Origin of the sequence: Plantibacter sp. MCCC 1A11337, from assembly GCF_013349365.1 — a bacterium.
Taxonomy (GTDB): domain Bacteria; phylum Actinomycetota; class Actinomycetes; order Actinomycetales; family Microbacteriaceae; genus Plantibacter; species Plantibacter flavus_A.
The window spans coordinates 1,478,895-1,502,592 of sequence record NZ_JABJWX010000001.1; the positions used below are offsets into that span (position 1 = coordinate 1,478,895).

The 23,698-nt window shown below is 69.6% G+C and carries 23 protein-coding genes; 11 read left to right on the forward strand and 12 right to left on the reverse strand.

Features of this window, described 5'->3' with window-relative positions; all coding sequences use genetic code 11:
* Positions 1-171: 171 nt before the first annotated feature.
* Positions 172-612: an FCD domain-containing protein gene (locus HOW07_RS06825; protein ID WP_175116412.1), complete on the reverse strand. Its 441-nt coding sequence runs from the start codon at positions 610-612 to the stop codon at positions 172-174.
* Positions 613-794: 182 nt separating this feature from the next.
* On the opposite strand from HOW07_RS06825, the gene HOW07_RS06830 reads away from it, so the two are divergent.
* Both HOW07_RS06830 and pnuC read left to right on the forward strand, forming a co-directional pair.
* Positions 795-1,481 carry a GntR family transcriptional regulator gene (locus HOW07_RS06830; protein WP_079001387.1) on the forward strand — a complete coding sequence of 229 codons (687 nt, stop codon included), beginning with the start codon at positions 795-797 and terminating at the stop codon, positions 1,479-1,481.
* Positions 1,482-1,615: 134 nt separating this feature from the next.
* Positions 1,616-2,281, forward strand: a complete 666-nt coding sequence (gene pnuC, locus HOW07_RS06835) for a nicotinamide riboside transporter PnuC (protein ID WP_175116413.1) — start codon at positions 1,616-1,618, stop codon at positions 2,279-2,281.
* Here the strand turns inward: pnuC and HOW07_RS06840 are convergent.
* Both HOW07_RS06840 and HOW07_RS06845 read right to left on the reverse strand, forming a co-directional pair.
* Entirely contained in the window at positions 2,212-3,546 is a 1,335-nt protein-coding gene (locus tag HOW07_RS06840) for a cell wall metabolism sensor histidine kinase WalK (RefSeq protein ID WP_175116414.1), read from the reverse strand. The two genes, pnuC and HOW07_RS06840, sit on opposite strands and share 70 nt — an antisense overlap.
* Positions 3,546-4,208, reverse strand: coding sequence for a response regulator transcription factor (locus HOW07_RS06845; RefSeq protein ID WP_064294162.1), 663 nt, complete (start codon positions 4,206-4,208; stop codon positions 3,546-3,548). Before HOW07_RS06845 ends, HOW07_RS06840 begins: the two co-directional genes overlap by 1 nt.
* A 190-nt stretch (positions 4,209-4,398) precedes the next feature.
* Here HOW07_RS06845 and HOW07_RS06850 point away from each other — a divergent pair, with 190 nt between their 5' ends.
* From HOW07_RS06850 to HOW07_RS06870, 5 genes are all read left to right on the forward strand, one after another.
* The gene (locus HOW07_RS06850) at positions 4,399-4,926 is read left to right on the forward strand and encodes a hypothetical protein (RefSeq protein ID WP_175116415.1); all 528 of its coding nucleotides are present in this window, start codon (positions 4,399-4,401) and stop codon (positions 4,924-4,926) included.
* Positions 4,923-5,987 (forward strand): peptidoglycan-binding protein, encoded by a 1,065-nt coding sequence (locus tag HOW07_RS06855; RefSeq protein ID WP_175116416.1) that lies wholly within the window; start codon positions 4,923-4,925, stop codon positions 5,985-5,987. Before HOW07_RS06850 ends, HOW07_RS06855 begins: the two co-directional genes overlap by 4 nt.
* Positions 5,984-6,715 (forward strand): ABC transporter ATP-binding protein, encoded by a 732-nt coding sequence (locus HOW07_RS06860; RefSeq protein WP_064294160.1) that lies wholly within the window; start codon positions 5,984-5,986, stop codon positions 6,713-6,715. The genes HOW07_RS06855 and HOW07_RS06860 overlap by 4 nt, the downstream gene beginning before the upstream one ends.
* On the forward strand, positions 6,712-7,923 hold the full coding sequence (locus HOW07_RS06865; protein ID WP_175116417.1) for an ABC transporter permease: 1,212 nt from the start codon (positions 6,712-6,714) through the stop codon (positions 7,921-7,923). Before HOW07_RS06860 ends, HOW07_RS06865 begins: the two co-directional genes overlap by 4 nt.
* An 86-nt stretch (positions 7,924-8,009) precedes the next feature.
* The gene (locus tag HOW07_RS06870) at positions 8,010-8,465 is read left to right on the forward strand and encodes a VOC family protein (RefSeq protein ID WP_175116418.1); all 456 of its coding nucleotides are present in this window, start codon (positions 8,010-8,012) and stop codon (positions 8,463-8,465) included.
* A 2-nt stretch (positions 8,466-8,467) separates the two neighbouring features.
* On the opposite strand, the gene HOW07_RS06875 is transcribed toward HOW07_RS06870, so the two are convergent.
* Positions 8,468-9,154: a TetR/AcrR family transcriptional regulator gene (locus HOW07_RS06875; protein ID WP_064294157.1), complete on the reverse strand. Its 687-nt coding sequence runs from the start codon at positions 9,152-9,154 to the stop codon at positions 8,468-8,470.
* A 151-nt stretch (positions 9,155-9,305) separates the two neighbouring features.
* Here HOW07_RS06875 and HOW07_RS06880 point away from each other — a divergent pair, with 151 nt between their 5' ends.
* From HOW07_RS06880 to HOW07_RS06890, 3 genes are read left to right on the forward strand one after another with little or no spacing between them, the layout of a single operon-like run.
* Positions 9,306-12,158, forward strand: a complete 2,853-nt coding sequence (locus HOW07_RS06880) for an MMPL family transporter (protein WP_175116419.1) — start codon at positions 9,306-9,308, stop codon at positions 12,156-12,158.
* Positions 12,155-14,269 (forward strand): YhgE/Pip domain-containing protein, encoded by a 2,115-nt coding sequence (locus HOW07_RS06885; protein ID WP_175116420.1) that lies wholly within the window; start codon positions 12,155-12,157, stop codon positions 14,267-14,269. The genes HOW07_RS06880 and HOW07_RS06885 overlap by 4 nt, the downstream gene beginning before the upstream one ends.
* Before the next feature lie 34 nt (positions 14,270-14,303).
* The gene (locus HOW07_RS06890; RefSeq protein WP_175116421.1) at positions 14,304-14,444 is read left to right on the forward strand and encodes a hypothetical protein; all 141 of its coding nucleotides are present in this window, start codon (positions 14,304-14,306) and stop codon (positions 14,442-14,444) included.
* Positions 14,445-14,639: 195 nt separating this feature from the next.
* Here HOW07_RS06890 and HOW07_RS06895 read toward each other — a convergent pair whose 3' ends face one another.
* The 5 genes from HOW07_RS06895 to HOW07_RS06915 form a co-directional block, all read right to left on the reverse strand.
* Entirely contained in the window at positions 14,640-15,632 is a 993-nt protein-coding gene (locus tag HOW07_RS06895; RefSeq protein WP_175116422.1) for an NADP-dependent oxidoreductase, read from the reverse strand.
* A 145-nt stretch (positions 15,633-15,777) separates the two neighbouring features.
* The gene (locus HOW07_RS06900) at positions 15,778-16,614 is read right to left on the reverse strand and encodes a carbohydrate ABC transporter permease (RefSeq protein WP_064294153.1); all 837 of its coding nucleotides are present in this window, start codon (positions 16,612-16,614) and stop codon (positions 15,778-15,780) included.
* Positions 16,611-17,591, reverse strand: coding sequence for a carbohydrate ABC transporter permease (locus tag HOW07_RS06905; RefSeq protein ID WP_064294152.1), 981 nt, complete (start codon positions 17,589-17,591; stop codon positions 16,611-16,613). Before HOW07_RS06905 ends, HOW07_RS06900 begins: the two co-directional genes overlap by 4 nt.
* A gap of 6 nt (positions 17,592-17,597) precedes the next feature.
* Positions 17,598-18,896 carry a sugar ABC transporter substrate-binding protein gene (locus HOW07_RS06910; protein WP_064294151.1) on the reverse strand — a complete coding sequence of 433 codons (1,299 nt, stop codon included), beginning with the start codon at positions 18,894-18,896 and terminating at the stop codon, positions 17,598-17,600.
* A 107-nt stretch (positions 18,897-19,003) separates the two neighbouring features.
* Positions 19,004-20,236: an aminotransferase class V-fold PLP-dependent enzyme gene (locus HOW07_RS06915; protein WP_175116423.1), complete on the reverse strand. Its 1,233-nt coding sequence runs from the start codon at positions 20,234-20,236 to the stop codon at positions 19,004-19,006.
* A gap of 237 nt (positions 20,237-20,473) precedes the next feature.
* On the opposite strand from HOW07_RS06915, the gene HOW07_RS06920 reads away from it, so the two are divergent.
* On the forward strand, positions 20,474-21,166 hold the full coding sequence (locus HOW07_RS06920; protein ID WP_121291571.1) for a FadR/GntR family transcriptional regulator: 693 nt from the start codon (positions 20,474-20,476) through the stop codon (positions 21,164-21,166).
* Positions 21,167-21,352: 186 nt separating this feature from the next.
* On the opposite strand, the gene HOW07_RS06925 is transcribed toward HOW07_RS06920, so the two are convergent.
* From HOW07_RS06925 to aztA, 3 genes are all read right to left on the reverse strand, one after another.
* On the reverse strand, positions 21,353-22,294 hold the full coding sequence (locus HOW07_RS06925; protein ID WP_175116424.1) for an SDR family NAD(P)-dependent oxidoreductase: 942 nt from the start codon (positions 22,292-22,294) through the stop codon (positions 21,353-21,355).
* A 258-nt stretch (positions 22,295-22,552) separates the two neighbouring features.
* Positions 22,553-22,897: a chorismate mutase gene (locus HOW07_RS06930; protein ID WP_079001361.1), complete on the reverse strand. Its 345-nt coding sequence runs from the start codon at positions 22,895-22,897 to the stop codon at positions 22,553-22,555.
* Between the two features lie 61 nt (positions 22,898-22,958).
* Positions 22,959-23,651, reverse strand: coding sequence for a zinc ABC transporter ATP-binding protein AztA (aztA, locus tag HOW07_RS06935; protein WP_217485098.1), 693 nt, complete (start codon positions 23,649-23,651; stop codon positions 22,959-22,961).
* Between the last annotated feature and the right edge of the window lie 47 nt (positions 23,652-23,698).

The window sequence follows — 23,698 nt, forward strand, 5'->3', positions numbered from 1 at the left end:
GGGGCTGTGTCGTTATCGGATGGGGCTCGATACGCCGGGTGGGCGGATACCCGAAACCCACCCACCCGACTCACCACCGGGCGCTCAGGCCAGGAACCCGAATGTCCTGACCGGCGTCTCCGGCAGTGGTGTCGCAAGCGACTACTTCAGCATATCAGCATTTGGAATGCTTCACGGAAGCGTCGCGGCCATCCCCCACAGTCGTTCCACGGCCAGTTCCGCGGCGATCGCGTCGCCCTCCGCGACCGCGTCCCGGAGGAGCGGGAAGTCCACCGCGAGTGACGGCCAATCGAGCCAGTCGGTGTCGGCGGTGACCTCGAGTTGCGGCGACAGTAGCGCGAGTGCGTCGCGAGCGGTCGTGACCAGGATGCGATTCGGGCAGAGAGCGACGAGATGGTCCATGAGCGGCCACGAGAGCTCGGCGTAGGCGACCGGGTCCTGCGAGCCGATCACTCGCGACACCTCGTCCAACTCGGCGACGAGCGCCGCTCGGTCGGCGTCCTCGAGGACGGGCACGGTCACGCGCGTCACACCGCCCAGCAGCGCCCCGAGCGTCTGGAAGAGATGGATCCGCCGATGGCGGGGTCTGCTCGCCGCCGAATCCGTCGACATGCGTCCCACCTTCCTGCCGTTCCAGGTCAACCCGTGCGCGTCAGGATAGCAAGGCTCAGCGCGCCCGACGACACCCTGTGCATCCGGCATGTTCTACAACACATGAGGCACAAAACTATCCAACACACCTTGGATATCGGTATTCTGAACTGGTCATATCCCAGCTCGACGATCGGAGTCCCATGCCTGTTCCCAAGACCGTCGAGACGAGCCCTCGGAAGCTCTTGCGCGACATCGTCTTCGAGCAGCTCCTGACCGCCATCGAGGACGGCACCCTCGAGCCCGGGGAACGCCTCAATGACGAGGAGCTCGAGAAGTGGCTCGGTGTCTCGAGGACCCCGATCCGCGAAGCGATCAGCAAGCTCGCCGACATCGGACTGGTCGAGACCGCCCCGCAGCGGTACACCCGCGTCGCGAAGCCCACCGCCGAGCAGTACGCGGAAGCACTGCGCCTCCTGAACGGATTCCACGAGCTCAGCGCGAGGTGGAGCATCCCGCAGTTCACCGACGAGGACGTCGCGGCGTTCCGCGAGCTCGGCGACGCGGTGCTCGCGGACATCGAAGCGCGTGACAAGCACGTCCTCCGGTCGTCCTCCGCCTTCGCCGACTTCATGGTCGAGCGCTCGGGCAACTCGCTGCTGCAGCAGGTGGCCCGTCAGATGAACACCCGGGTGACCTACACCTCGCTGCCGACGATCGACTTCTTCCAGTGGGACATCTTCGCCGCGTACGTCACCGGACTGGTCGCGGCCGCCGAGGCACGCAGCGCCGAGGACGCCGAGCGCGTCATGCGCAAGCAGGCCGAGGCCACCGACGCCTTCCTCGAGCAGGTCATCGCCGCCGGCGGAGCATTGCCCGCCGAGAGCTAGCCGGCGAACGCTGTCGAACAGCGGACCGTCACAGAGCCGCCTCCCGATCGGGAGGCGGCTTTGCACGTTGTACGGTGGACCGTCGGTCGCGTGACCGCGCATCATCTGGCCATGGACCTGATCGGAGCACTGCAGTGGGGATCCTGCTCTGGCTCTTCGATGCGACGTTCCGAGTCGGCGACCAGGTGGTCCTCTGGCGGGAGGTCGTCGGTAACCTGTTCGGCCTGGCGAGCGCCCTCGGAGGCATGCGTCGCCGTGCCTGGGCCTGGCCCGTCGGCATCATCGGCAACGCGCTCCTCCTGACCGTCTTCCTCGGCGCGGTCTTCCACACGCCGAACCCGACCAACCTGCTGGGACAGGCGGGCCGCCAGCTCATGTTCATCGTCGTGTCGATCTACGGCTGGGTGCAGTGGCGACGGGTCGAACGGGTCGAGGCGACGACCGGTCCGGTCGCCGTGATCCGACCCCGCTGGGCCGGCTGGCGGGTGCGGCTCGTCCTCGTCGGCCTCCTGCTCGGCGGCACGCTGCTCCTGATCCCCGTGTTCCGGGCACTCGGTTCCTACGAGCCGGTCTGGGCCGACGCCTGGATCTTCATGGGATCCCTCCTCGCCACCTGGGGGATGGCGAAACGTTGGGTGGAGTTCTGGCTCATCTGGGTCGCGGTCGACCTGGTCGGCGTGCCACTCCTGTTCGGCGCCGGGTACTGGGTCTCGGCGTCGATGTACCTGTTCTACGGGGCGTTCACCCTCGCCGGCTTCTTCGTGTGGGCCCGCGGCGAGCGCGGCGTCACGGCGCGCTGAGTCGACGACGCTGCATCCATGTCCGGGCGGTGCGGCGGAAACGTGACCGTCACCACCAGCCCACCCTCCGACCGTGCGGTGAGCTCGAGCGACGCCCCGTGCACCTCGGCGATGCTCTCCACGATGGCGAGTCCGAGCCCGCGTGACCGCTCCGGACCGCGCGCGACCCGGCCGCCGGCGCGGTAGAACGGTTCGGTGAGCCTCGCGACCACGTCCGCCGGGATCGGCTCCCCGGAGTTCTCGATCCGCAGGACCACCGCGCCGCCCGACGGCCCGCCCGACCGACGCACCGAGACGTGCACGAAGCCGCCGTCGACGTTGTGCCGGACGGCGTTCTGCAGGAGGTTCCCGCACAGCTGATGCAGCATGGCCTCGTCGCCCCAGACCGCGAGGTCCTGTACCTCGGCCGTGCAGTCGATCCCCAGCGCTCGAGCCGCTGAGGCCGCGGCGACGCAGGCGTCGGAGGCCAGCTCTCCGAGTGCCACGGTCTCACCCCGCAGCTCCGAGTGCTCGAGGTCGGCGAGGTCGAGCACGGCCTCGACGGTCTGGATGCTGCGCGTGTTCGTCTCACGGAGTCGGGCGATGAGTCCCCGGACGGTCTGTTCGTCGAGGTCGTCGCTGGTCGCCGCGACGTCGAGCATCGCCTGAGTCGTCGCGAGCGGGGTCCGCAGCTCGTGAGAGGCGTTCGCGGCGAACCGTTGGTGGGCTCTGAACGAGCGGTCGAGCCGCTCGAGCATGTGGTCGAAGGTGTCGGAGAGGTCGGTGATCTCGTCCCGTGGGCCGGCGAGGGCGACCCGATGGTCGAAGGATCCGGTCGCCGCCCGCTGCGCGGCCACGTTGATCTCGTGCAGCGGACGCAGCAGCCGGCCCGACAGGATCCATCCGCCCCACGCGCTCGCCGCCGCGAGGACGACGAGCACGATGAGCGACCAGACGAGAAGCGTGTTCAGGATGTCGCTCTGGTCCGAGACGACGAGGGCCGCGGTACCGTTCGTCGAAGTCAGCCCCTCGGCCGGCTGGTAGGTGGCCGCCCCGGCGACCTCGGTCGGCACGGTCGCCTGCAGCCGGGTCGCGCCGTCCATGGCCGCATCGGCCCGCACCGCGGTGATCGCGTACGTCGGGACGTACCGCATGAAGGCGTAGATGAGGGCGAGCATGATCGAGCCGGCGACGGCGAACAGCAGCGCGTACGTCAGCGTCAAGCGCATGCGCACCGTCAAGCGGTTCGGGCGGCTGAGCAACCCCGCGGCGTCGGAACGGGGCATCAGTCGCCCTCGATCCGATAGCCAGCGCCCGGGACGGTCGTGATCACCCACGGCGAGCCGAGGCGTCGGCGGAGGTTCGAGATGGTCACGCGGATGGTGTTCGTGAACGGGTCGACGTTCTCGTCCCAGGCCTTCTCGAGGAGGGTCTCGGCGCTCACGACGCCGCCGTCGGCGAGCAGCAGCTGCTCGAGGACCGCGAACTCCTTCCGCGACAGCTTCACGTACACGCCGTCACGGAAGACCTCCCGCCGGAACGGGTCGAGTCGCACCCCCGCGCGCTCGAGGACCGGAGGGCGCGACTCCGCCGTGCGCCGGGCGAGCGCGCGGAGCCTGGCCACGAGCTCCGGGAACTCGAACGGTTTCACCAGGTAGTCGTCGGCGCCGAGGCCGAGGCCGGACACGGTGTCGTCGAGTCGACGTGCCGCCGTCAGCATCATGACGCGGACACCGGGATGCTCGGCGACCACCGTTCGGCACACGTCATCGCCGTGGGTGCCCGGCAGGTCCCGATCGAGGAGCAGGACGTCGTAATCGTTGATCGTGAGCGCCTCGAGCGCTGCGTCGCCGTCGTGGACGACGTCCGCGGCGATCGCCTCCTGCCGGAGGCCGGCTCGGACCGCCTCGGCCAGGTAGACCTCGTCCTCGGCAACCAGGACGCGCATGATGTTCCTCTCGATGGGGTGTGGTGACTCCGGGATCGTACGGACGCCGATCGAGCAACCCCCGAGTGTCGGTTATCTATCGTGCCGTTCGGGACGTTCAGAGAACGTCAACGTTTTCCTTGACGCCCGGACAACGCGCCGCCGAGTGGACTGGTCGTCACCAGTCAGCCCCACCCACTGAGGAGTGCAGATGTCCGACATCACCATCACCCGTTCCGTCCGCCGTCCGGCCGGCAGACTCGCCGCCCTCATCGCGATCCCGTTCCTCATCGGATCGTTGGCGGCCTGCAGCTCGGGCTCGCCCGACCCGAGCAGCAAGACCCCGAAGGCTGTGCAGTCGTTCGACGACTGGCAGGTCGCCTTCGCCTCATGCATGCGCGATGAGGGGGTCGACATGCCCGACCCCGAGCAGAACGGCTCCGGCGGTACGTCCGTGACCCTCGGCGACGGAGACCAGGATGCCTTCCAGGACGCCTCCGCGACCTGTATCGACCGTCTCGGGACGCCTCCGGCACCCGCCGGAGGAAACCCCGCGGTCGCCGACGCCTTCGAGCAACAGCTCGAGATGGCCGAGTGCTTCCGCGAACACGGATACGAGATGGCCGACCCGGTGAAGGGGCAGGCCATGCAGATCCCCTCCGACGTCACGGAAGAGGTGATGGAAGCCTGCGGTCTCTCGTCCGACTCGAGCGCGCCGCTCGGCTCCACCGGCCGATGAGCAACCGACGACGCGGGGTCGTCGTGGCCGTCTGCGTCGGCGCCGTCCTGCTTGCAGGCGGCGCCGTCGCGGCGGTCACGCTGGCACCGACGCAGGGGACGAACCAGGAGGAGCCGGTCAGCAGCATCCGCACCGGCACCGCTCCGATCACCGCCGGCGACCTCGCGGGCACGACGCAGGCGAGCGGCACCCTCGACTACGCGGACCAGCGCACCATCGGCGGTGGGACCGGCATCGTGACGAGCACCCCGGCCCCGGGAAGCACGGTGTCGCTCGGTGGCACCCTGTACGCGGTCGCCAACGTCCCGGTGACCCTGCTCCACGGACCGCTGCCCGCCTGGCGCACGTTCGAATCCGGGATGAGCGACGGACCGGACGTCCAGCAGCTCGAACAGAGCCTCGCCGCGCTCGGGTACTTCGACCGCGAACCGGACGGCGAGTTCGCCGCGTCCACCGCGCGTGCCATCGAGCGGTGGCAGAAAGCCCTCGGCGTCGAGGAGACCGGACGCCTCGAGCTCGGATCGGTCGTCTTCCTGCCGGGCGACGTGCGGATCGCATCGGTCGACGCCGCGGTCGGCACCACCGCCTCGGACAAGATCGTCACCGTCTCGTCCCTCGTGAAGCGCATCGACGTCCCGCTGAAGCTCGCCGATCAGCGGCTCGGCGTCGTCGGGACGAAGGTGGACGTCAACCTCCCGGGCGGGCAGCGCACGACCGGCACGGTCACCGACGTCGGTGTCCCGACCGAATCGGATGCGGACGGCCAGAAGAAGGTCACGATCCCGGTCGGGATCACCCTGGACGACCCGGCGGCGGCAGCCGAGCTGCAGCGCGCGACCGTGACGGTCGGCTTCCCGACGGAACGACGCGAGAACGTCCTCTCCGTCCCGGTCCAAGCGCTCATCGCGATCGACGACGAGCACTTCGGCGTCGAGGTCCTCGACGGGAAGGGGAAGCACCGGCAGGTCCCCGTCACGACGGGCCTGTTCGCCGACGGTCGCGTCGAGGTCTCGGGCGACGGCATCCGCGAAGGTCTCGACGTCGTGGTGCCGGTCTCATGACGGACACCACGACGGCATCGGCAGCCGCACTCACGCAGCCGGCCGGACCACCGATCATCCACCTCGACGGGGTCACCCGGGAGTACGGCGAGCCACCCACGCTCGCGCTCGCGGGTGTCGACCTCACGGTCGAGGAGGGCGAGTTCGTCGCCATCGTGGGGCCGAGTGGCTCCGGGAAGTCGACGATGCTCAACCTCATCGGAACGCTCGACCGACCCACCAGTGGGACCGCCCGCATCGCGGGCTCGGACGTCGGACGCCTCTCGGACGCGAAGTTGTCGGCCCTGCGCGCCTACCGCATCGGCTTCGTCTTCCAGCAGTTCCACCTCGCCGACGGCGTGACCACGGTGGACAACGTCGCCGACGGCCTCATCTACGCCGGAGTACCGCGGACAGAACGCCGACGACGGGCGCACCTCGCGCTCGAACGCGTCGGACTCGGCCACCGGCTCGACCACCGGCCCTCGCAGCTCTCGGGTGGTGAGCGGCAACGCGTCGCCATCGCACGCGCGGTCGTCGGAGACCCGCCCCTGCTGCTCGCCGACGAGCCGACGGGCAACCTCGACTCCGTCTCCGGCGCGAGCATCGTGGAGTTGCTGCACGAGCTCCACCGCGGTGGGACGACCATCGTCGTGATCACCCACGACGCCGAACTCGCAGCCCGACTGCCCCGTCAGGTGGCGATCCGCGACGGCCGCATCGTCGACGACTCAGGGAGGGCGGCATGAGAGACCGCACCGGCGGCATCGAGGACGACCGTCGATCACGCCTGCTCGGTCGCGACATCCTGCGGCTCGGGACCACCGGGCTCCGCGCCCGCCCGACGCGCGCGGTGCTGTCCGCTCTAGGGATCGCGATCGGGATCGCCGCGATGATCGCCGTCGTCGGCATCTCCTCCTCCAGCCAGGCGAAACTCCAGTCGCAGCTCTCGGAGCTCGGGACGAACCTCCTGACCGTGCAGGCGGGCAAGAGCCTCTTCGGCCAGGACGCGGCCCTCCCGGAGAGCACCGTCGGCAAGGTCGGGCTCATCGAGGGCGTGGAACAGGTCGGCGGCGCTGCGACCATCGACGGCGCGTTCGTGTACCGGAGCAGCTTCATCGACCGGGCCCAGAGCGGCGGCCTCGCCGTGACGGCCGTGACGGAGGGACTGCTCGACGTCGTCGGCGGCACCCTGGCGGCCGGCGACTGGCTGAACCGGGCGACGAGTGGCTATCCCACCGTCGTGCTGGGGTCGAAGGCCGCCGAGCGACTCGGTGTCGCCACCGTCGGCTCGGTCATCCAGGTGGGCGAGCAGCCGTTCACCGTCGTCGGCATCCTGGAACCGATCGACCTCGCGCCCGAGCTCGACACGAGCGCGATGATCGGCGAGGCCGTCGCCGCCGAACGCTTCGGCTACGACGGCAAACCCACGATGGTGTACGAACGGTCGACGGACGAGCGCGTCGGCGACGTGCGGGCGCTCCTCCCCCGCACCGTCAACCCGGCGGCACCCGAGGAGGTCGAGGTGTCCCGACCCTCCGACGCCCTCGCCGCCAAGCACGCCGCCGATCAGGCGTTCACCGGACTCCTGCTCGGCCTCGGCTCGGTCGCTCTGCTCGTCGGTGGCATCGGGGTCGCGAACACGATGGTGATCTCCGTGCTGGAGCGCCGCCGGGAGATCGGCCTGCGCCGGGCACTCGGCGCCACCCGCGGGCACATCCGGTCCCAGTTCCTGACCGAGGCACTCCTTCTCTCGGCCCTCGGCGGGGTCGCGGGTGCGCTCATCGGTACGGGCGTGACGAGCGTCGTCGCCGCGGTGAACGACTGGCCGACCGCCGTACCGCCGGGAGTGCTGCTCGCGGGCGTCGGCGCGACCCTGGTGATCGGCGCGATCGCCGGCCTCTACCCGGCGATCCGCGCGGCCAGGACGCCACCGACCTCGGCCCTCAGCGGCTGAGTCGGGCCGGAGGACGAACCGCTCCGACGCGGGCCCGTTCCTGGAGACCCTGGATCGGGCCCGCGCGGCCGGGTAGCGTGCAGCCCATGGACATCAGACTCGAGAACGTCGGGATCGCGGTCCGCGACCTCGAGGCGACGATCGCATTCTTCACGGACCTCGGCCTCACCGTGGTCGGCCGGGACACGGTGAGCGGCGAGTGGGCCGACACGGCCGTGGGCCTCGACGGCAACCACGCCAGGATCGCCATGCTCCAGACCCCGGACGGTCACGGTCGCCTCGAACTCTTCGAGTACCTCCACCCGGACGCGATCGAGACCGAGCCGACTCTGCCGAACGAGATCGGCATGCACCGCGTCGCATTCGCCGTCGACGACATCGACGAGGCGCTCGCGATCGCCGCGAAACACGGCTGCCACCCGCTCCGCGGCGTGGCGGACTATCAGGGCGTCTACAAGCTCAGCTATGTGCGCGGGCCGAGCGGCATCATCGTCATGCTGGCCCAGGCGCTGCAGCCGGATCGGCCCGGTGAGTCGGCCTGAGGTCAGTCGGCGATCGACTCGGTGAGGGCGCGGACGATGGCCGGGAGCGTGCGCATTGCGAGCTCGCGCGGTGAGCCCTCGTCGCCGTCCGGGTCCATGAGCACGGCCGTCTGGATGGCCGACTCGTAGAGGGCGACGACGATGTTCGCGATGTCGGGCGTCGGGATCGTGAACCGGACGTGCGCGAGTCCGGCCGCCTGGTCGAGCCACGCGGCGAGCTGCCGGCCCGCGCTCTCCTGGTGCTGGAGGTAGCGAGCGGCGACGTCGGCGTCGCGCATCGCCAGCATCCGGAACTCCGACTGGACGAGGCACCAGCGGCGGTCATCGGGCTGGAGCTCGAGGAAGGCACGGATCAGGGCCTCGAGCGAGCCCTCGGTGTAGCGGCCCGCTGCGTCGAGGAGCGACGGGCTGACCGCCTGCAGTCCAGCCTCCAGGCGGTCGAGTCGGAGCTGGTTCTCGCGTGACTCGAGGGCGAAGAACAGCTCCTCCTTCGAGTCGAAGTTGGAGTAGAAGGCGCCGCGGGTGAAGCCTGCGCGCTCGCTGATCTGCTCGACGGAGGCGGCGTGCACGCCGAACTCGGCGAAGACCTCGTAGGCGGCGTCGACGAGCCGCTCGCGCGTCCGCTGCCGACGCGCGGACTCGACCGGCGCTTCGTCGCCCGGGGACTCGACCGCTTCGTGCACGCGCATCCTGACACCTTACTGACAGCTCGACCGACTTCTTGCCGATACACCACTGTATCCAATACAGTCGTGTATCGGATACACCGCTGTATCGATCCTGTCCGAACCTCTCCGTCGGCTCGCCTGCAAGCAGCGCCGACCTCCCTAGGAGCGACGCGTGTCCTCACTGCTCTACACCCTCGGCCGCTGGGCGTTCCGCGCCCGCAAGCTCGTGCTGATCCTCTGGATCGCCGTGCTCGCCCTCGCGGGTGGCGGCGCGCTGCTCTTCAACCAGGGCACCGACAACGCCTTCTCCATCCCCGGCACGGAGTCGCAGGAGGCGCTCGACTCGCTCGACCACACCTTCCCGCAGGTGGCCGGTGCCTCGGCGCAGATCATCGTCGTCGCACCGGAAGGCGACACCGTCGAGGACGCCGGGGTCCGAACGGCGATCGACGACGCGGTCACCGCCCTGGGCGACATCGGGCAGGTGGAGCAGGCGGTCTCCCCCTTCGACGAGAACGTGACGGGGGCGGTCTCGGAGGATCAGCGGGCGGCGCTCATCTCGATCCAGTTCGACGGGGCGCAGACCGATATCACCGCCGCCACCATCAGTGACGTCGAGGACGCGGAGGCGAGCCTCGCGAAGGCGCTCCCGGCCGGAGCGGAGGCCTCCCTCGGCGGGCAGCTCTTCAGCAACAGCCTCCCGACGTTGAGTGTCATCGAGCTCGTCGGCGTGGTCGTCGCGCTCGTCGTCCTCATCCTCACCTTCGGCTCCTTCCTCGCCGCGGGCATGCCGCTCATCACCGCCCTGCTCGGGGTCGGCATCTCGATGGCGCTCATCTTCGTGGCGACGGTCTTCGGGCCGATCTCCTCCACGACGCCGATGCTCGCGCTCATGCTCGGCCTGGCCGTCGGCATCGACTACGCGCTGTTCATCATCTCGAGACACCAGGACGGCCTGCGCAGCGGGCTCGACCCTGCCGAGTCGGCCGCCCGCGCGACCGCGACGGCCGGTTCCGCCGTCATCTTCGCGGGCCTCACGGTCATCATCGCGCTCCTCGGGCTCGCGGTCGCGAACATCCCGTTCCTCACGACGATGGGTGTCGCCGCGGCGGTCGGCGTCGCGATCGCGGTCGTCATCTCGCTCAGCCTCATCCCGGCCATGCTCGGCTTCGCCGGCGAGCGCCTCCGGCCGAAGGCCAGGCGGGCCGCCAAGCGCGCGGCGGCCCGGGGCGCCGCCGAGCCGGTCGACGTCCCACAGGCCTCGGTCCCTGAGCACCACAACGCGGTCCCTGAGCACCACAACGCGGTCCCTGAGCCTGTCGAAGGGCACCCCAACCGCTTCTTCCTCGGCTGGGTGCGAGGCGTCACGCGACTCCCCATCGTCACGATCGTCGCCGTCGTCGCCGTCCTGGGCGCCCTCGCCATCCCTGCCCTGTCGCTCCGACTCGCGCTCCCCGACGCCGGTTCGCTGCCGGAGGGCGACGGAGCCCGCACGACGTACGACCTCGTCTCCGAGCACTTCGGTGAGGGCTTCAACGGGCCGCTCATCGTCACCGGCGGCATCATCGGCAGTACCGACCCGCTCGGACTCATGGCCGACCTCAAGCAGGAGATCGAGGGACTCGACGGCGTCGCCGCCGTCCCGCTCGCCACCCCGAACGCGACGGCCGACACCGGCATCATCCAGGTCATCCCGAGCGGCAGTCCCGACTCCCAGGCGACGAAGGACCTCGTCGCCGAGATCCGGGGACTGCACCAGTACTTCCAGGACGAGTACGGCGTCGACCTCCAGGTCACCGGGTTCACGGCCATCGGCATCGACATCTCCGACCGCCTCGGCGGCGCCCTCCTCCCCTTCGGCCTCATCGTCGTCGGCCTCTCGCTCGTGCTCCTGACGATGGTCTTCCGCTCCATCTGGGTCCCGATCAAGGCGACCCTCGGCTACCTGCTGTCGGTCGCCGCGTCGTTCGGCGTCGTGGCCCTCGTCTTCGAGCACGGCGTGTTCGCCGAGGCCCTCCACGTCGCGAGGACCGGTCCGGTGATCAGCTTCATGCCGATCATCCTCATGGGTGTCCTGTTCGGGCTCGCGATGGACTACGAGGTCTTCCTCGTCTCCCGGATGCGCGAGGACTTCGTCCATTCAGGACTCGCGAAGCGATCCGTCGAGACCGGCTTCCTCGGCTCGGCGAAGGTCGTCACCGCCGCGGCCGTCATCATGTTCGCGGTCTTCGCCGCCTTCGTGCCCGAGGGCGACACGAACATCAAGCCCATCGCCCTCGGGCTCGCGGTCGGCGTCTTCGTCGACGCGTTCATCGTGCGCATGACCCTCGTGCCGGCGGTGCTCGCGCTCCTCGGCGACCACGCCTGGTACCTGCCGAAGTGGCTCGACCGCATCCTGCCGTCCTTCGACGTCGAGGGCGAGGGGCTGCAGCGCGAACTCGAGCTGCGCGAGTGGCGCAACGGTGACGAGGTCGCCATCGCCGCTGCGGGAGTCACCCTGGCCGGTGCGGACGGACCGCTGTACGAGGACGTCGACACGACCGTCGCCGTCGGCGGCGTGCTCGCGGTGCAGGGCACGCGCCCGGTCTCGGTCACCGCCCTCCTGCTGACACTGGCCGGTCGCCTCAAACCCGACCACGGCCGCCTCAAGGTCGCCGGTCTGGTCCTGCCGGTCCGCGCCGGGGCGGTGCGGTCCCGCGTCGCGTACGTCCGTCTCGACCACGGCGAACCCGTCGGGACACTCGCCACGGCGCTGGCCGAACGCCCCGCCGTCATCGTCCTCGACGGGGTCGACACCGTGCCGGACGACGACACGAGACGCGGACTGTACGAGCGCCTCCTGACGGCGACCAGGGCCGCAGAACGCACGCGCCGGCCGCTCACGATCGTCGTCGGCACCGCTGACGCGTCCTCGCTCGCCGACGTCCTGCCGACCACGACGGCCGAGGTGTTCGACCTCGACCGCACCGCCTCCACCACCACGTCCACTCCCACCGCCATCGCTGAATCGAAGGTCGACGCATGAGCACCATCCTGAACCGCCTCGAACGGGCCCGCTCCGGCAAGGGCATCACGGTCGTCTCGATCATCGGCCTCATCCTCGTGCCGCTCGTCATCGCGGGCGGACTCGTCTGGGCGCTGTGGAACCCGGCGGAACGACTCGGCCAGGTGACCGCCGCCATCGTGAACGACGACAAGCCGGTCACCGTCGACGGCCAGACCGTGCCGCTCGGACGCCAGCTCTCCGCGGGCCTCGTCGACGGCGACCAGAAGACCAACTACACCTGGGTCATCACCGACGCGTCCGACGCGAAGGCCGGCCTCGCCGACGGTTCGTACACGGCGGTCGTGACGATCCCGGAGAACTTCTCGAAGGCGGCGACCTCGTTCTCCGGCGACGCAGCCGACGCCGAGCGCGCCCGCCTCGACGTCACGACGAGCGACCGCAGCAAGCTCGTCGACGACGCCATCTCCCAGACGATCACGCAGACCGCGGCTTCGCTCCTCGGTCGGCAGCTCACCACCACCTACCTCGAGAACGTCTACGTCGGGTTCAACACCCTCCACGACCAGCTCGGTGAGGCCGCCGACGGTGCGAAGCAACTCTCGACAGGCGGACTCTCGCTCGCGCAGGGTGCGCAGCAACTCGCGAACGGCACCACGCAGCTGGCCACGGGCGCGACGCAGTTGTCGTCGGGTGCGACGCAGCTGAGCGACGGGGTGGATGCGCTGGCCGACGGCGCCACGCAGCTGTCGTCCGGTGCGTCGCAACTGAGCGGCGGCGCAAGCCAGCTCGCCAGCGGAGCGGCGACGCTGTACGCCGGGACGCAGGGTGACGGGACCGCGGACAACCCGGGGCTGGTCGGCGGGGCAGCGAGGATAGCCAGCGGCGCGAACGACGTGTCCGCAGGGCTAGCCGACCTGTCGGACGGCGCCCAGGGCACCAAGCAGCTCACGGCCGCGGTGGCCGCGCAACTCGCGTCGCTCACCGCCGACTGCGCTGCGTCCGGAGCTTCCGCGACGTACTGCGCGGACGTCGCGACGGCGAGCAGACTCGCCACTACGGTCGCCACCGGCGGACCGATCGATGCGAACACGGAATATCCGGGCGCCGCGACCTTGGCCGACGGGACCGTACAGGCGGCGGCCGGCGCCGCCGCCCTTGCGACCGGTGCCACGAACTTGTCCTCCGGCATGCCCGCACTCGTCGACGGCATCGCCAAGATCAACACGGCGGCAGCACAGATCGCGGCCGGAGCGGCAGGCCTCGCCGACGGCGCGTCCAAAGCCGCCTCCGGGACGACGCAATTGCAGACGGGGGCGTCCGCACTCGCCGACGGCGCGGCGCAGTCGGCGACCGGTACGACCCAGCTCGCCGACGCATCGAACCAGCTCGCTTCGGGCACCGGCACCCTGTCCGGCGGGATCACCTCGCTCGCGTCCGGTCTGCAGAGCGCGGTCGACAGCCTGCCGACCTACACGAGCTCCGACCGACAGACGCTCGCGGACGTCGTCGCCGACCCGGTCTCGGCCGGCGATTCGGCGACGGTGTCCTTCGGCACGAACAGCGCTCCCTTCTACGCCGTCCTCGCCCTCTGGCTGGGTGCGCTCGCGAGCTTCCTCGTGCTGCGGCCGGTGCCCGTGCGGGCGTTCGGATCCACCCGCTCATCGCTGCGGCTCGCGCTCGGGGCCTTCGTCCCGGCCGGAGCGATCGGGATGCTGCAGGGCCTGCTCGTCGCCGTCATCACCGCACCGCTGCTGGACCTCGACGCAGGCGGCTGGCTCGGCTTCGCCGGGGTCGCCATCCTCGCAGGGCTCGTCTTCGCCGCCGCCAACCAGGCACTGAACGCCCTGTTCGGCGGTGCAGGTCGGTTCATCTCGATGATCGTCGCGCTCGTCGGTCTGGCGACCGGGATCATCGCGACCGCTCCGCAGGTGCTGGACCAGATCCTCGCGTTCCTGCCGATCGCTCCGGCTCTCGGTGGTCTGCAGGCGATCGCGATCGGTGACGCGGGAGCAGCGGCCGGCGTCGTCGGCCTCGTCCTCTGGCTCATCGGATCGCTCGCCGCCACGACGTTCGCGATCGCCCGGGCGAGGACCACGTCGGTGAAGGCCCTCGTCCCGGCCGTCGCCTGATGCCGGGCGAGCACCCCGCCGGTAGGCTGGGGTGATGAGCAGCAGCGAAGACCGGGAACTGGCCGAGTGGGGCGAGCAGCGCAAGCGTCGTCAGCGACTCATCGCCTGGGTCCTCGTCATCGCGCTCGTCCTCGGTGGAGGGGGCGCGACCGTCCTCGGCTTCATCTTCAACTAGCCGACCGCCCTCCCCTTCCGGTTGCCAGCGCGGTGCGCTGACGCGAGCGCGCCCCACACGCGCGAGCGCGGGTCTCCGGAGGGTCGCGCTCATGCGCGAGACCCGCGCCCAGACCGGAACCGTGCACCTCGGTTCAGCGCACCGCGCTGGCGCCGGAACCCGACGTCTCGGGCCAGCGCACCGCGCTGACCGTCGTCAGGGCCTGGCGTCGTGCAGGTCTCGCTGTTTGACGATGCGCTCCGGGTTCGCCGGACGCATGCCGACGATGATCTTGCCCCGCGCGTGCAACCGCTCGAGATCCTCGAACGCGTCGATGATCAGGTCGAACGGGTAGAACGCCGAGACGACGACCTTCAACGCGTGGTCGGCGGCGTAGTCCGCGAGGCGTTGCAGCTGCTTCGTGGCGTGCGCCGAGAACTCCTCGTCCGGCTCGAGTGCGGCGAGCTCGATGGCCTTCCGATCCTCGCTCGACCGGTACTTCTCCGGCGGGACACCGAGTTCGAACGCGAGCTCCTGACCGTCCTGACCGAAGTTGTCGATGAACGCCGTCACACCCTCTGGCGCGAGCTTGCGGATCCGATCAGCCATGCCCTCGCCGTAGACGACCGGTTTGACGCCCTGTTCACGGAGGAAGTCGTGATTGCGCTCACCGCAGGTGCCGATGACCCGCACGCCCGCGAACTTCGCCAGTTGCGCCTCGATGTTGCCGACGCCACCGGCCGCCGCCGAGATGACGAGCGTGTCGCCCTGCTTGAGGTGCAGCCCGTCGAGCGTGTCGAGCGCCGTCAGTCCGGCGAGGTAGAGCCCGCCGGCCTCCTCCCAGCTCACGCGCTTCGGCTTGCGGACCAGGGATGACGCCGGGACGACGACCTGGGTGGCGTGCGCGCCACGGACGGCGTGACCGATCACCTCGTCGCCCCGCTTCCAGCCCTCGACCCCGGTCCCGACCTCGCGGACCAACCCGGCGAAGTCGCTCCCCTGCCCCGTCGGCAGCTCGATCGGCACCGTCTCGGCGAGGTGCCCCTCGCGGACGAACGCCTCGATGTGGTTGATGCCGCTCGCGAGGACGTCGACCACGACCTCGCCCCATCTGGGATGCGGCATCTCGGACTCGATGAACTCGAGTACGTCGGGCCCGCCGTAGCGGGCGTAGCGGAGTGACCTCGTCGTCTGCTTCGAACCGAACATGGTTCATCTTCCACCTGCAGGTCGCTAGAGCGTCAAACTATCAGCGGGCTTCCAGATTCACCGAGGACCGCCCGTGACGACGCCCGCTCGCCCAGGAATGGGCGAACGGGCGTCGGTTCGCCCATCTTCGGGCGAATGAGCGAGGTCAGCCCTTCACCGCTCCCGCGGTCAGGCCCTGCACGATGTACCGGCTCGCGAACGCGAACAGCACCATCGTCGGGATGATCGTCAGCACGGCGGCCGCCGACATGGAGCCCCAGTCGATGTTGTAGCTCGTGATGAAGCCGTTGAGCGCCGTCGGGATCGTCTTGTTCGCATCGCTGTTGATGAGCGTCACCGAGAGGAACAGCTCGTTCCAACAGTTCACGAAGTTGAAGATGAACGCCGCGACGATCCCGGGCTTCAGCACCGGGACGAGTACCCGGAAGAGCGCGCCGAACCGCGAGCAGCCGTCGATCATGGCCGCCTCCTCGAGGGCGTCGGGGATGTTCTCGAAGAACCCTCGGAGCATGACGGTGCAGAACGGGATGCACACCGCGATGTAGATGAGGATGAGCCCGAACCGGTTGTCGACGAGCTTGAGCTGCGTCATCAGCAGGTAGAGCGGGCCGAGTGCGATGAACGACGGGATCATCTGCGTGGCGAGGAACGCCAGCAGGATCGCCCCCTTGCTCCGGAACTCGAACCGCGCCAACACATACGCCGACAGCATCGAGATGAAGGTCGCCACGAGGGCTGCGATCGTCGCCACGATGAGGCTGTTGACGACGTAGGTGCCGAACTGCGCCTTGCTGAACAGGCCGAGGTAGTTCTCGATCGAGAACACCTCCGGCCAGTACGTCAGCGGGTAGGAGAAGATCGCGCCCGGCTTCTTGAACGAGGTGACGACGATCCAGTACAGCGGGAACACCGTGATGACGAGCCAGAGCCCGAGGAAGAGGAACTTGACGACCTTCGCCGTCCGGGTCTCCTGGTCGATCATGCCTTCACCTTCTTCTCACGCATGGACAACAGGTAGAACGCGGTGAACACCAGCAGGATCGCGACGACGATGAGGCCGATCGCGGAGGCCCGGCCGTAGTCGCCACGCTGGGTGGTCGCGATCATCCAGGTGGTCAGGATGTGGGTCTGATTCGCCGGACCACCGCCCGTCATGCCGTAGATGATGTCGGGGAAGTTGAAGATCCAGATGACCCGGAGCAGCACCGTGAGGGCGAGCGTCGTACGGATGTACGGGATCGTGATCTGGAAGAGCATGCGCGCCTTGCCCGCGCCGTCGAGCGCTGCGGCCTCGAAGAGGTCCTCCGGCACCGACTGCAGCGCGGCGAGGATCATGATCGCGAAGAAGGTGACGCCGTACCAGACGTTCGCGACGATGACGGCGAACATCGCGGTGTTCGGGTCGGCCAACCACGGGATCGGGGTGTCGATCAACCCGACCTTCTGGAGCAGGTCGTTGATCACGCCGAACTCGCTGTTGAACATCCAGCGGAACAGGATGCCGATGAGGAAGCCCGAGATGGCCCACGGGAAGAAGATCATCGCCTGGTAGAGGCCGCGGAAACGGAACCTCCGTCGCAGCCACAGGGCGATGCCGAAGCCGATGACGAACTGCGGGACGATCGAGGCCACCACCCAGAGCACGGTGTTCGCGACGACCCTGCCGAAGGCCGGGTCGGCGAAGACGGCCAGGAAGTTGGCGAAGCCCACCCACGAGGTGTCGGTGAGGTTGGCGAGGTTCCAGTTGCGGAACGCCATCTGCGAGCCGGCGATCATCGGGTAGTAGATGAAGATCGCCACGAAGATGAACGCGGGGGCGAGGAAGGCGAGGAGGCCGAAGCCGCGGCGCACCGTGAAGGTGCGCCGCCGACGCCCACCGGCGGTCCGCGAGGGACCGGCCGGGGGTGTCGGGGTCGCACGCTGCTGCGTGCGACCCGCTTCGTCAGTGGTGGTCGTCATGGACGGTTACTCGCTCTTCCACTTCTCGGTCCAGTACTCGTCCCAGCCCGCGAGGAGCTTCTCCGGCGTCAGCTGGCCGATGAGGACCTGCTGGATCTCCGAGTCGGACTTCTGGATCCACTCGGTCCACCAGGAGGAGCCGCGCGGCTGCGTGACGCTCAGGTAGGTGTCCGGGTTCTCGTTCATCGTGACGTAGCTGGCCCACGGGCCGGTCTTGTAGAAGTCACTGTCCGCCGCGCTCTTGACGATCGGGACGAGGCTGTTCTCCTGGGCGAAGGTGGTGGCCTGCTTGTCCTCGGAGAGGAACTCGATGAGCTTCGCGGCCTCGGCCTTGTGCTCGCTCGACGCCGCCGTGCCCCAGCCCGCGGTCGCCATGGGCTGTGCGGCCTTGCCGGTCGGGCCGGTCAACAGCGGAGCGGTGCTCCACTGCTCGGCCGTGATCGCTTCGGACTGCTCGACGGTCGCGATGACCTCCGGGTCCTGCAGGAGGAACGCGGTCGAACCGTTCGAGAAGCCTTCGACCATCTCGGGGTAGCCCCACGCGACGGACGACGGCGGCGAGGCCTCCTTGAAGAGGTCGAAGTAGGTGTTGACGGCGTCGAGCGCCTCCGGTGCGGAGAAGATCGTGTCGCCGTTGGTCAGCTTGAACGCGTTCTCGGTGTCGAGGTCGTCGGCGACGTAGGCCTCGATGGCCGCGACGACGTTGCTGTTCGCATTGGTGCCGCCACGGAAGGCGTAGCCGAACTGGTTCTTCGAGGGGTCCTGGATCGCCGAGGCCTGCTCGAGGAGGTCGTCCCAGCTCGTCGGGGGTCCGTCGAAGCCGGCCTCCTTGATGAGGTCGGTGCGGTAGAACAGGCTCAGACCGTAGAAGCCGTAGGGCACGTAGTAGACCTTGCCGTCCTCGCCCTTCGCGTACTTCGTCGCGTTGTCGGTGAGGTCGTCCCAGCCCTTCCAGTCCTCGAGCTCGCCGCTCATGTCGTCGAGCCAGCCGTTGGTGGAGAACGGGCCGACGGTGATGTCGCGGACCTCGAGCACGTCGACGCCGGAGCCGGACTGCAGCATCTGGGTGATCTTCTGGTCGGCCTGATCGGTCGGCGGCGAGATGAGCTCGACCTTGATCTTCGGGTTGTCGGCCTCGAAGTCCGCGATGAGCGACTTCAGGACCTCGGTCCGGGCGGGGTTGGTCAGGCTCTCGACCATCTGCAGGGTGACGGTGCCGTCGCTCGCGCCGCCGGCACAGGCCGACAGGGCGAGGCCGGTGACGACGGACAGGCCGATGGCGGCCGTTGCGCGTGACTTCCTCATGCTCGCTTCTCCTTTGAGTGGTGCTGGTGGGGGTGCTGCGGGGGTGGATGCTGTGGTGCCGGTGCGGTGGTGCGGGTGTGGTGATGTCGGGTCGGGCGGGTCCGCGCTCAGCTCGTGGCAGCGCGCTCCTCCTCGGTCCATCGCGCGAGCACCGGGACGGCGTGCTCGGCGAAGTGTTCGAAGTCCTCGGGGGTGTTGTAGACGTGGGTGGAGAGTCGGACGTAGCCGATCCCGTCGAGGCTCGTGAACGCGCCCTCGACACCGAGCTCGGCGGAGACGCGGTCGCGGAGCCCGTCCGCGGTCGCGTGGGTCGTCGCGAGGCCGGTCGGGAGCTTGACGAGCCGGAGGGCGTTGACGGGCATGCCCACGTCGACGTGGCTGTCCTCGCCGGTGATGGCGGTCACGGCGTCCGCGACCACCTCGACGGCGTAGTCGGCCAGCTCGGTCATGTAGTCCCTGGCGGCCGACCAGCCCCAGACGTCCTCGATGAACCCGAGCGAGGTCGCCGCGGCGAGGTAGCTCGTGACGTCGACCGTACCCTGGGTGTCGAAGCGCTGCGGGAACGGGTACGGGGAGCCCCAGGAGTCGATGAGCGGGTAGAGCTCCTGCGCGAGCGGGCTGCGGGCGACGAGGACGGCGGCACCGCGCGGGGCGCACCCGAACTTGTGCAGGTTGCCGACCCAGAAGTCGCAGTCGAGGTCGCGCATGGGATCGGCGTAGAGGCCGGGCACGTGGGCGGCGTCGACGAGCGTGGGGATGCCGGCGGCGCGGGCGGTGGCGGCGATCTGCTGGACCGGCAGGAGTCGGGCGGTCGGCGAGGTGATCTGGTCCATCACGATGAGGGCCGTGCGTTCGCTGAACTCGGCGACGACGGCGTCGTGGGCGGTCTGCGCGTCGGCGTCGAGCGGGATGCGGGCGGTCCGGACGGTGCCGCCCCAGCGACGCGCGAGGCGCTCCGCTCCCATCGTGACGGCGCCGTAGCCGTGGTCGGTGACGATGATCTCGAGGCCGCGCTGCACGGGGAGGCTGGAGAAGACGACGCTCGCCCCGGCGCTCGCGTTCGGGACCATGGCGAGCTGGTCGACCGACGCCCCGAGGAAGTCGGCGATCCCGACACGGGCGGCGCCGACCTTGGCGGGGAGGGCCGGGAACCAGGTGAGGGGTGCGGCCTCCATCTCGCGGCGGAGGGCCTGCTGGTGATCCTGCGCGACGATCGGGACCGCCCCGAAGGATCCGTGGTTGATGTGACGTTTGGTCGGATCCAGCGTCCACCCGGCCGTTGCCGGTCGGCCGTCGCCGAGCGTGAGCGGCGCTGGCCGTGCGATGGTGCGAGTGTCCACAGTGACGTTCCTCCGAGTCGATTATGCAGTGGATTGTCCGATAACCATAGGGGCAACGTTTGATGACTTGGGTTTCTGTCGTGTTACAAGTGATCGCTCAGGTCGTTCCCGGATCGACTCATCGGATGACTTGGTCTTCGCAGGTGGAGTCATCGGATGTCTCATGGTCCGCGGCGGCTCGCGGATCGACGGCGAGGGGCCGCTACGATGGCGGGACGACCCCTGAGGAGGAGCCGCATGTCCGCTGTCGACACCGCGTTCCACGGCCTGCGACACATGATCGCGTCGGGACGACTCGTGGCGGGGCAGCGGTTCCCGGCCGAGAACGAGCTCTGCGACGAACTCGGCGTGTCACGCGGGTCCCTCCGTGAGGCCGTCCGCATGCTGGCCGCCCTCGGGATCATCGAGTCGCGGCACGGCTCGGGCACCTACGTGTCGATGCTCCGGCCCGAGGAGATCATCGGCAGCCTGTCACTCACGGTCGATCTGCTCCCCCTCGACGGTCTCCTGCAGATGTACGAGCTGCGGCGGGTGCTCGAGACCCACGCCACCTCGCAGGCCGCTGCCCGCGCGAGTGACGAGGTACGCACTGAACTCGCCGAGCTCGTGGAGGCGATGGAACGCACGACCGACCCCGCCGAGTCGAGCGAGCTGGACCACCGGTTCCACGAACTCATCGCACGGACGGCCGGGAACGCCACGCTGACGGCGCTCCTGCAGGTCTTCCGGTCGCGCTCACGTGCCTACGACGTCTTCAGCCTGCCCGCCGGCGACGAGCTGCGTCGGGTCAGCAACCGCGGCCACCGGGCGATGACCGAGGCGATCATCTCGCGCGACCCCGTCGGGGCGGCCGGGGCGGCGTCAGCGCATGTCGCGCAGACCGAGGAGTGGTTGCGCGTCCTGCAGCCGCCGGCGACCCCCGCCGACTGAGGTCTGGTTGCGCCAGCGCGGTGCGCTGACGTCAGCGCGGGTCTGTGGCGCGAGCGCGGGTCTCCGGAGGGGCGCGCTCGGCGCCATGGCCCGCAGCCACGCCGGTTGAGGCGCCGTCACGCGAGCGCACCGCGCTGGGGCCGATTCCCCCGCGCTCGTGCCGGCGCGGTGCGCTGACGGCTGCGGTTACGAGGTCGGGAGGATGGGCGTGCCGACGAGCCGCTCGAGGTCGGTCCAGAGCGCCGACGCGACGTCTCGATCGGTCGTGATCGCTGCCGGCGTCTGTCGGACGGCGTCGCCCTTCGTCAACCACCGGGGACCGTAGAACCAACCTCCGTCGGCCGCCTCGTCGGTGACCGCTCGGAGGGTCGGCTCGGCACCCCGCTGCTTGCTCTGCGCGTAGACGGACTGCAGGGTGTCGGAGAAGCGTCGCCCACGGGTCGGCTCGTTGACGCCGGGGACGCGACGGTCGAGTCCGTTGACCGAGTAGCCGGGGTGTGCGACGAGGGCCCGGACGGTGCTGTGCGACGCCGCGAGCCGACGGTCGAGCTCGAAGCCGAGCGACGAGAGGGCGATCTTGGACTGGGCGTACGCCTGCCAGCCGCTGTACCCGTCGCGGAGTTGCAGGTCGTCGCCGTGGAACCGGACGAGCAGGGTGGAGAGGCTTCCGAGGAGCACGACGCGCGGCGCGGAATCGTGGGCGTCCGCTGTGCGCTGCAACACCGGCAGGGCCTCGGCGAGCAGGGCGGCGTGGCCGACGACGTTCGTCGCGAAGACCAGCTCGATGCCGTCGGCCGTCTCCTGCCGCTCCTTCGGCATGTGCACCATGCCGGCGTTCGCGACGAGGGCGTCGAGACGGTCGAGATCCGCGAGTCGCTCGCCCGCCGCGCGCGCCGAGTCGAGCGAGGAGGTGTCGAAGGGGAGGTGGCTGAGTCGAGCGTCGGGCACCTTCACCCGGATCGCCCGCATCGCCGCCTGGGTCTTGGTCGCACTCCGCGAAGCGAGCACGACCTCCGCCCCCGCTCGTGCGAGTCCGAGACTCGTCCAGAAGCCGAGGCCGGCGTTCGCTCCGGTGACGAGGACGACACGTCCGGTCTGATCGGGCAGGGAGTCGGCGTTCCAGGTCATGGACTCATGATGGCGTAGGACGCTGGACACCGCCCGAAGAAGCGTCACCCCTTGCCCTGGCTCACCCGAGGTGCCAGCGCGGTGCGCCGACGCGACCGCGAGCGAATCGGGCCGAGTGCGGGCAAACGGGCCTGATCGCACGCGAACGGGCCTCACCGCGGGCCACACGCGTGGGCGCGACCCTCCGGAGACCCGCGCTCACGCCACAGACCCGCGCTCGCGTCAGCGCACCGCGCTGGCCGAAGGGAACATGCGGGATCAGTGCTGGTTGGCGAGACGCTCGTGGTGGTGGATGACCTCGGCGACGACGAAGTTGAACCACTTCTCGGCGAAGGCCGGGTCGAGGTGCGACTCTTCGGCGAGCGCCCGGAGACGGGTGATCTGCCGCTGTTCGCGCGCCGGATCGCTCGCGGGCATGTCGTGCTCGGCCTTCAGACGACCGACCTCCTGGGTGCACTTGAACCGCTCGGCCAGGAGGTGGACGAGCGCCGCGTCGATGTTGTCGATGCTGCTCCGCAGGCGGCCCAATCGCTCGGTGGCCGCCTGGTCGTCCGCCGCAGCGGCGCCGGTCGTGGGTTCGGGTTGCTGCTCGGCCTGACTCATGCGAAAACTCTAGCAACGCGCCCGGGGCGGTAGACGGGTCGCCGGGCGATCCCCAGCCGGTTCACCGCGGAGCCGCGACGAGACAGCCGGCCTCGAGATGCAGCCGCGCGTCGGCGTCAGCGACCGCGACCGGATCGTGCGTCACCTCCACCACCGTCGCGCCACGGTCGGCCTCCGCCCGGAGCACCTCGCGGATCGCCAGCCCAGCCGCACGATCGAGACCGACGGTCGGCTCGTCGAGCAGCAGGAGGTCGGCCTCACGCGCGAGCGCCTGCGCGACGAGGACCCGCTGGCGCTGTCCACCCGACAGCTCACCGAGGGAGCGTCCGGCGAGGTGCAGGACGTCGAGGCGGGCGAGGCTCTCGTCGACGATGCGGCGGTCCCTCGCCCCGAGTCGACCCCACCAGCGACGCAGCGTCGGCCAGCGCCCCATCGACGCGACATCGCGCACCGTGACCGGGAAGCGCTCGGGCACGGCACTGCGTTGCGGGACGTAGGCGGCGGACCGACCGTCGAGACCGTCGACGCCGCCCGAGCTCGGTCGGTGCAGGCCCGCGATCACCGCGAGCAGCGTCGACTTCCCCGCCCCGTTCGCCCCGGTGACGACGGTCATGGCGGCCACCCCGACTTCGACCGAGATCCCGTGCAGGACGCGCGCGCCGTCGTACTCGGCCGTCACGTCGCGGAGTCGGATGCCGGACACGACGGATCGGCCTGCCATCGGAGGGCGAGGGGTGCTCGTCACGGATCGCATGCCACCACCCTATCAATACTGAGAATCGTTTTCATGTAGAGTGCTCG

Bases quoted from the DNA above. Each gene is read 5' to 3' on its own strand.
- HOW07_RS06930 (WP_079001361.1), bottom strand. From the start codon at position 22,897: ATGAGTCAGGCCGAGCAGCAACCCGAACCCACGACCGGCGCCGCTGCG.
- HOW07_RS06895 (WP_175116422.1), bottom strand. From the start codon at position 15,632: ATGTTCGGTTCGAAGCAGACGACGAGGTCACTCCGCTACGCCCGCTAC.
- HOW07_RS06890 (WP_175116421.1), top strand. From the start codon at position 14,304: ATGAGCAGCAGCGAAGACCGGGAACTGGCCGAGTGGGGCGAGCAGCGC.
- HOW07_RS06875 (WP_064294157.1), bottom strand. From the start codon at position 9,154: ATGCGCGTGCACGAAGCGGTCGAGTCCCCGGGCGACGAAGCGCCGGTC.
- HOW07_RS06900 (WP_064294153.1), bottom strand. From the start codon at position 16,614: ATGATCGACCAGGAGACCCGGACGGCGAAGGTCGTCAAGTTCCTCTTC.
- HOW07_RS06885 (WP_175116420.1), top strand. From the start codon at position 12,155: ATGAGCACCATCCTGAACCGCCTCGAACGGGCCCGCTCCGGCAAGGGC.
- HOW07_RS06850 (WP_175116415.1), top strand. From the start codon at position 4,399: ATGTCCGACATCACCATCACCCGTTCCGTCCGCCGTCCGGCCGGCAGA.
- HOW07_RS06855 (WP_175116416.1), top strand. From the start codon at position 4,923: ATGAGCAACCGACGACGCGGGGTCGTCGTGGCCGTCTGCGTCGGCGCC.
- aztA (WP_217485098.1), bottom strand. From the start codon at position 23,651: ATGCGATCCGTGACGAGCACCCCTCGCCCTCCGATGGCAGGCCGATCC.
- HOW07_RS06870 (WP_175116418.1), top strand. From the start codon at position 8,010: ATGGACATCAGACTCGAGAACGTCGGGATCGCGGTCCGCGACCTCGAG.
- HOW07_RS06825 (WP_175116412.1), bottom strand. From the start codon at position 612: ATGTCGACGGATTCGGCGGCGAGCAGACCCCGCCATCGGCGGATCCAT.
- HOW07_RS06905 (WP_064294152.1), bottom strand. From the start codon at position 17,591: ATGACGACCACCACTGACGAAGCGGGTCGCACGCAGCAGCGTGCGACC.
- HOW07_RS06920 (WP_121291571.1), top strand. From the start codon at position 20,474: ATGTCCGCTGTCGACACCGCGTTCCACGGCCTGCGACACATGATCGCG.
- HOW07_RS06860 (WP_064294160.1), top strand. From the start codon at position 5,984: ATGACGGACACCACGACGGCATCGGCAGCCGCACTCACGCAGCCGGCC.
- HOW07_RS06845 (WP_064294162.1), bottom strand. From the start codon at position 4,208: ATGCGCGTCCTGGTTGCCGAGGACGAGGTCTACCTGGCCGAGGCGGTC.
- HOW07_RS06830 (WP_079001387.1), top strand. From the start codon at position 795: ATGCCTGTTCCCAAGACCGTCGAGACGAGCCCTCGGAAGCTCTTGCGC.
- HOW07_RS06865 (WP_175116417.1), top strand. From the start codon at position 6,712: ATGAGAGACCGCACCGGCGGCATCGAGGACGACCGTCGATCACGCCTG.
- HOW07_RS06840 (WP_175116414.1), bottom strand. From the start codon at position 3,546: ATGCCCCGTTCCGACGCCGCGGGGTTGCTCAGCCGCCCGAACCGCTTG.
- HOW07_RS06910 (WP_064294151.1), bottom strand. From the start codon at position 18,896: ATGAGGAAGTCACGCGCAACGGCCGCCATCGGCCTGTCCGTCGTCACC.
- HOW07_RS06925 (WP_175116424.1), bottom strand. From the start codon at position 22,294: ATGACCTGGAACGCCGACTCCCTGCCCGATCAGACCGGACGTGTCGTC.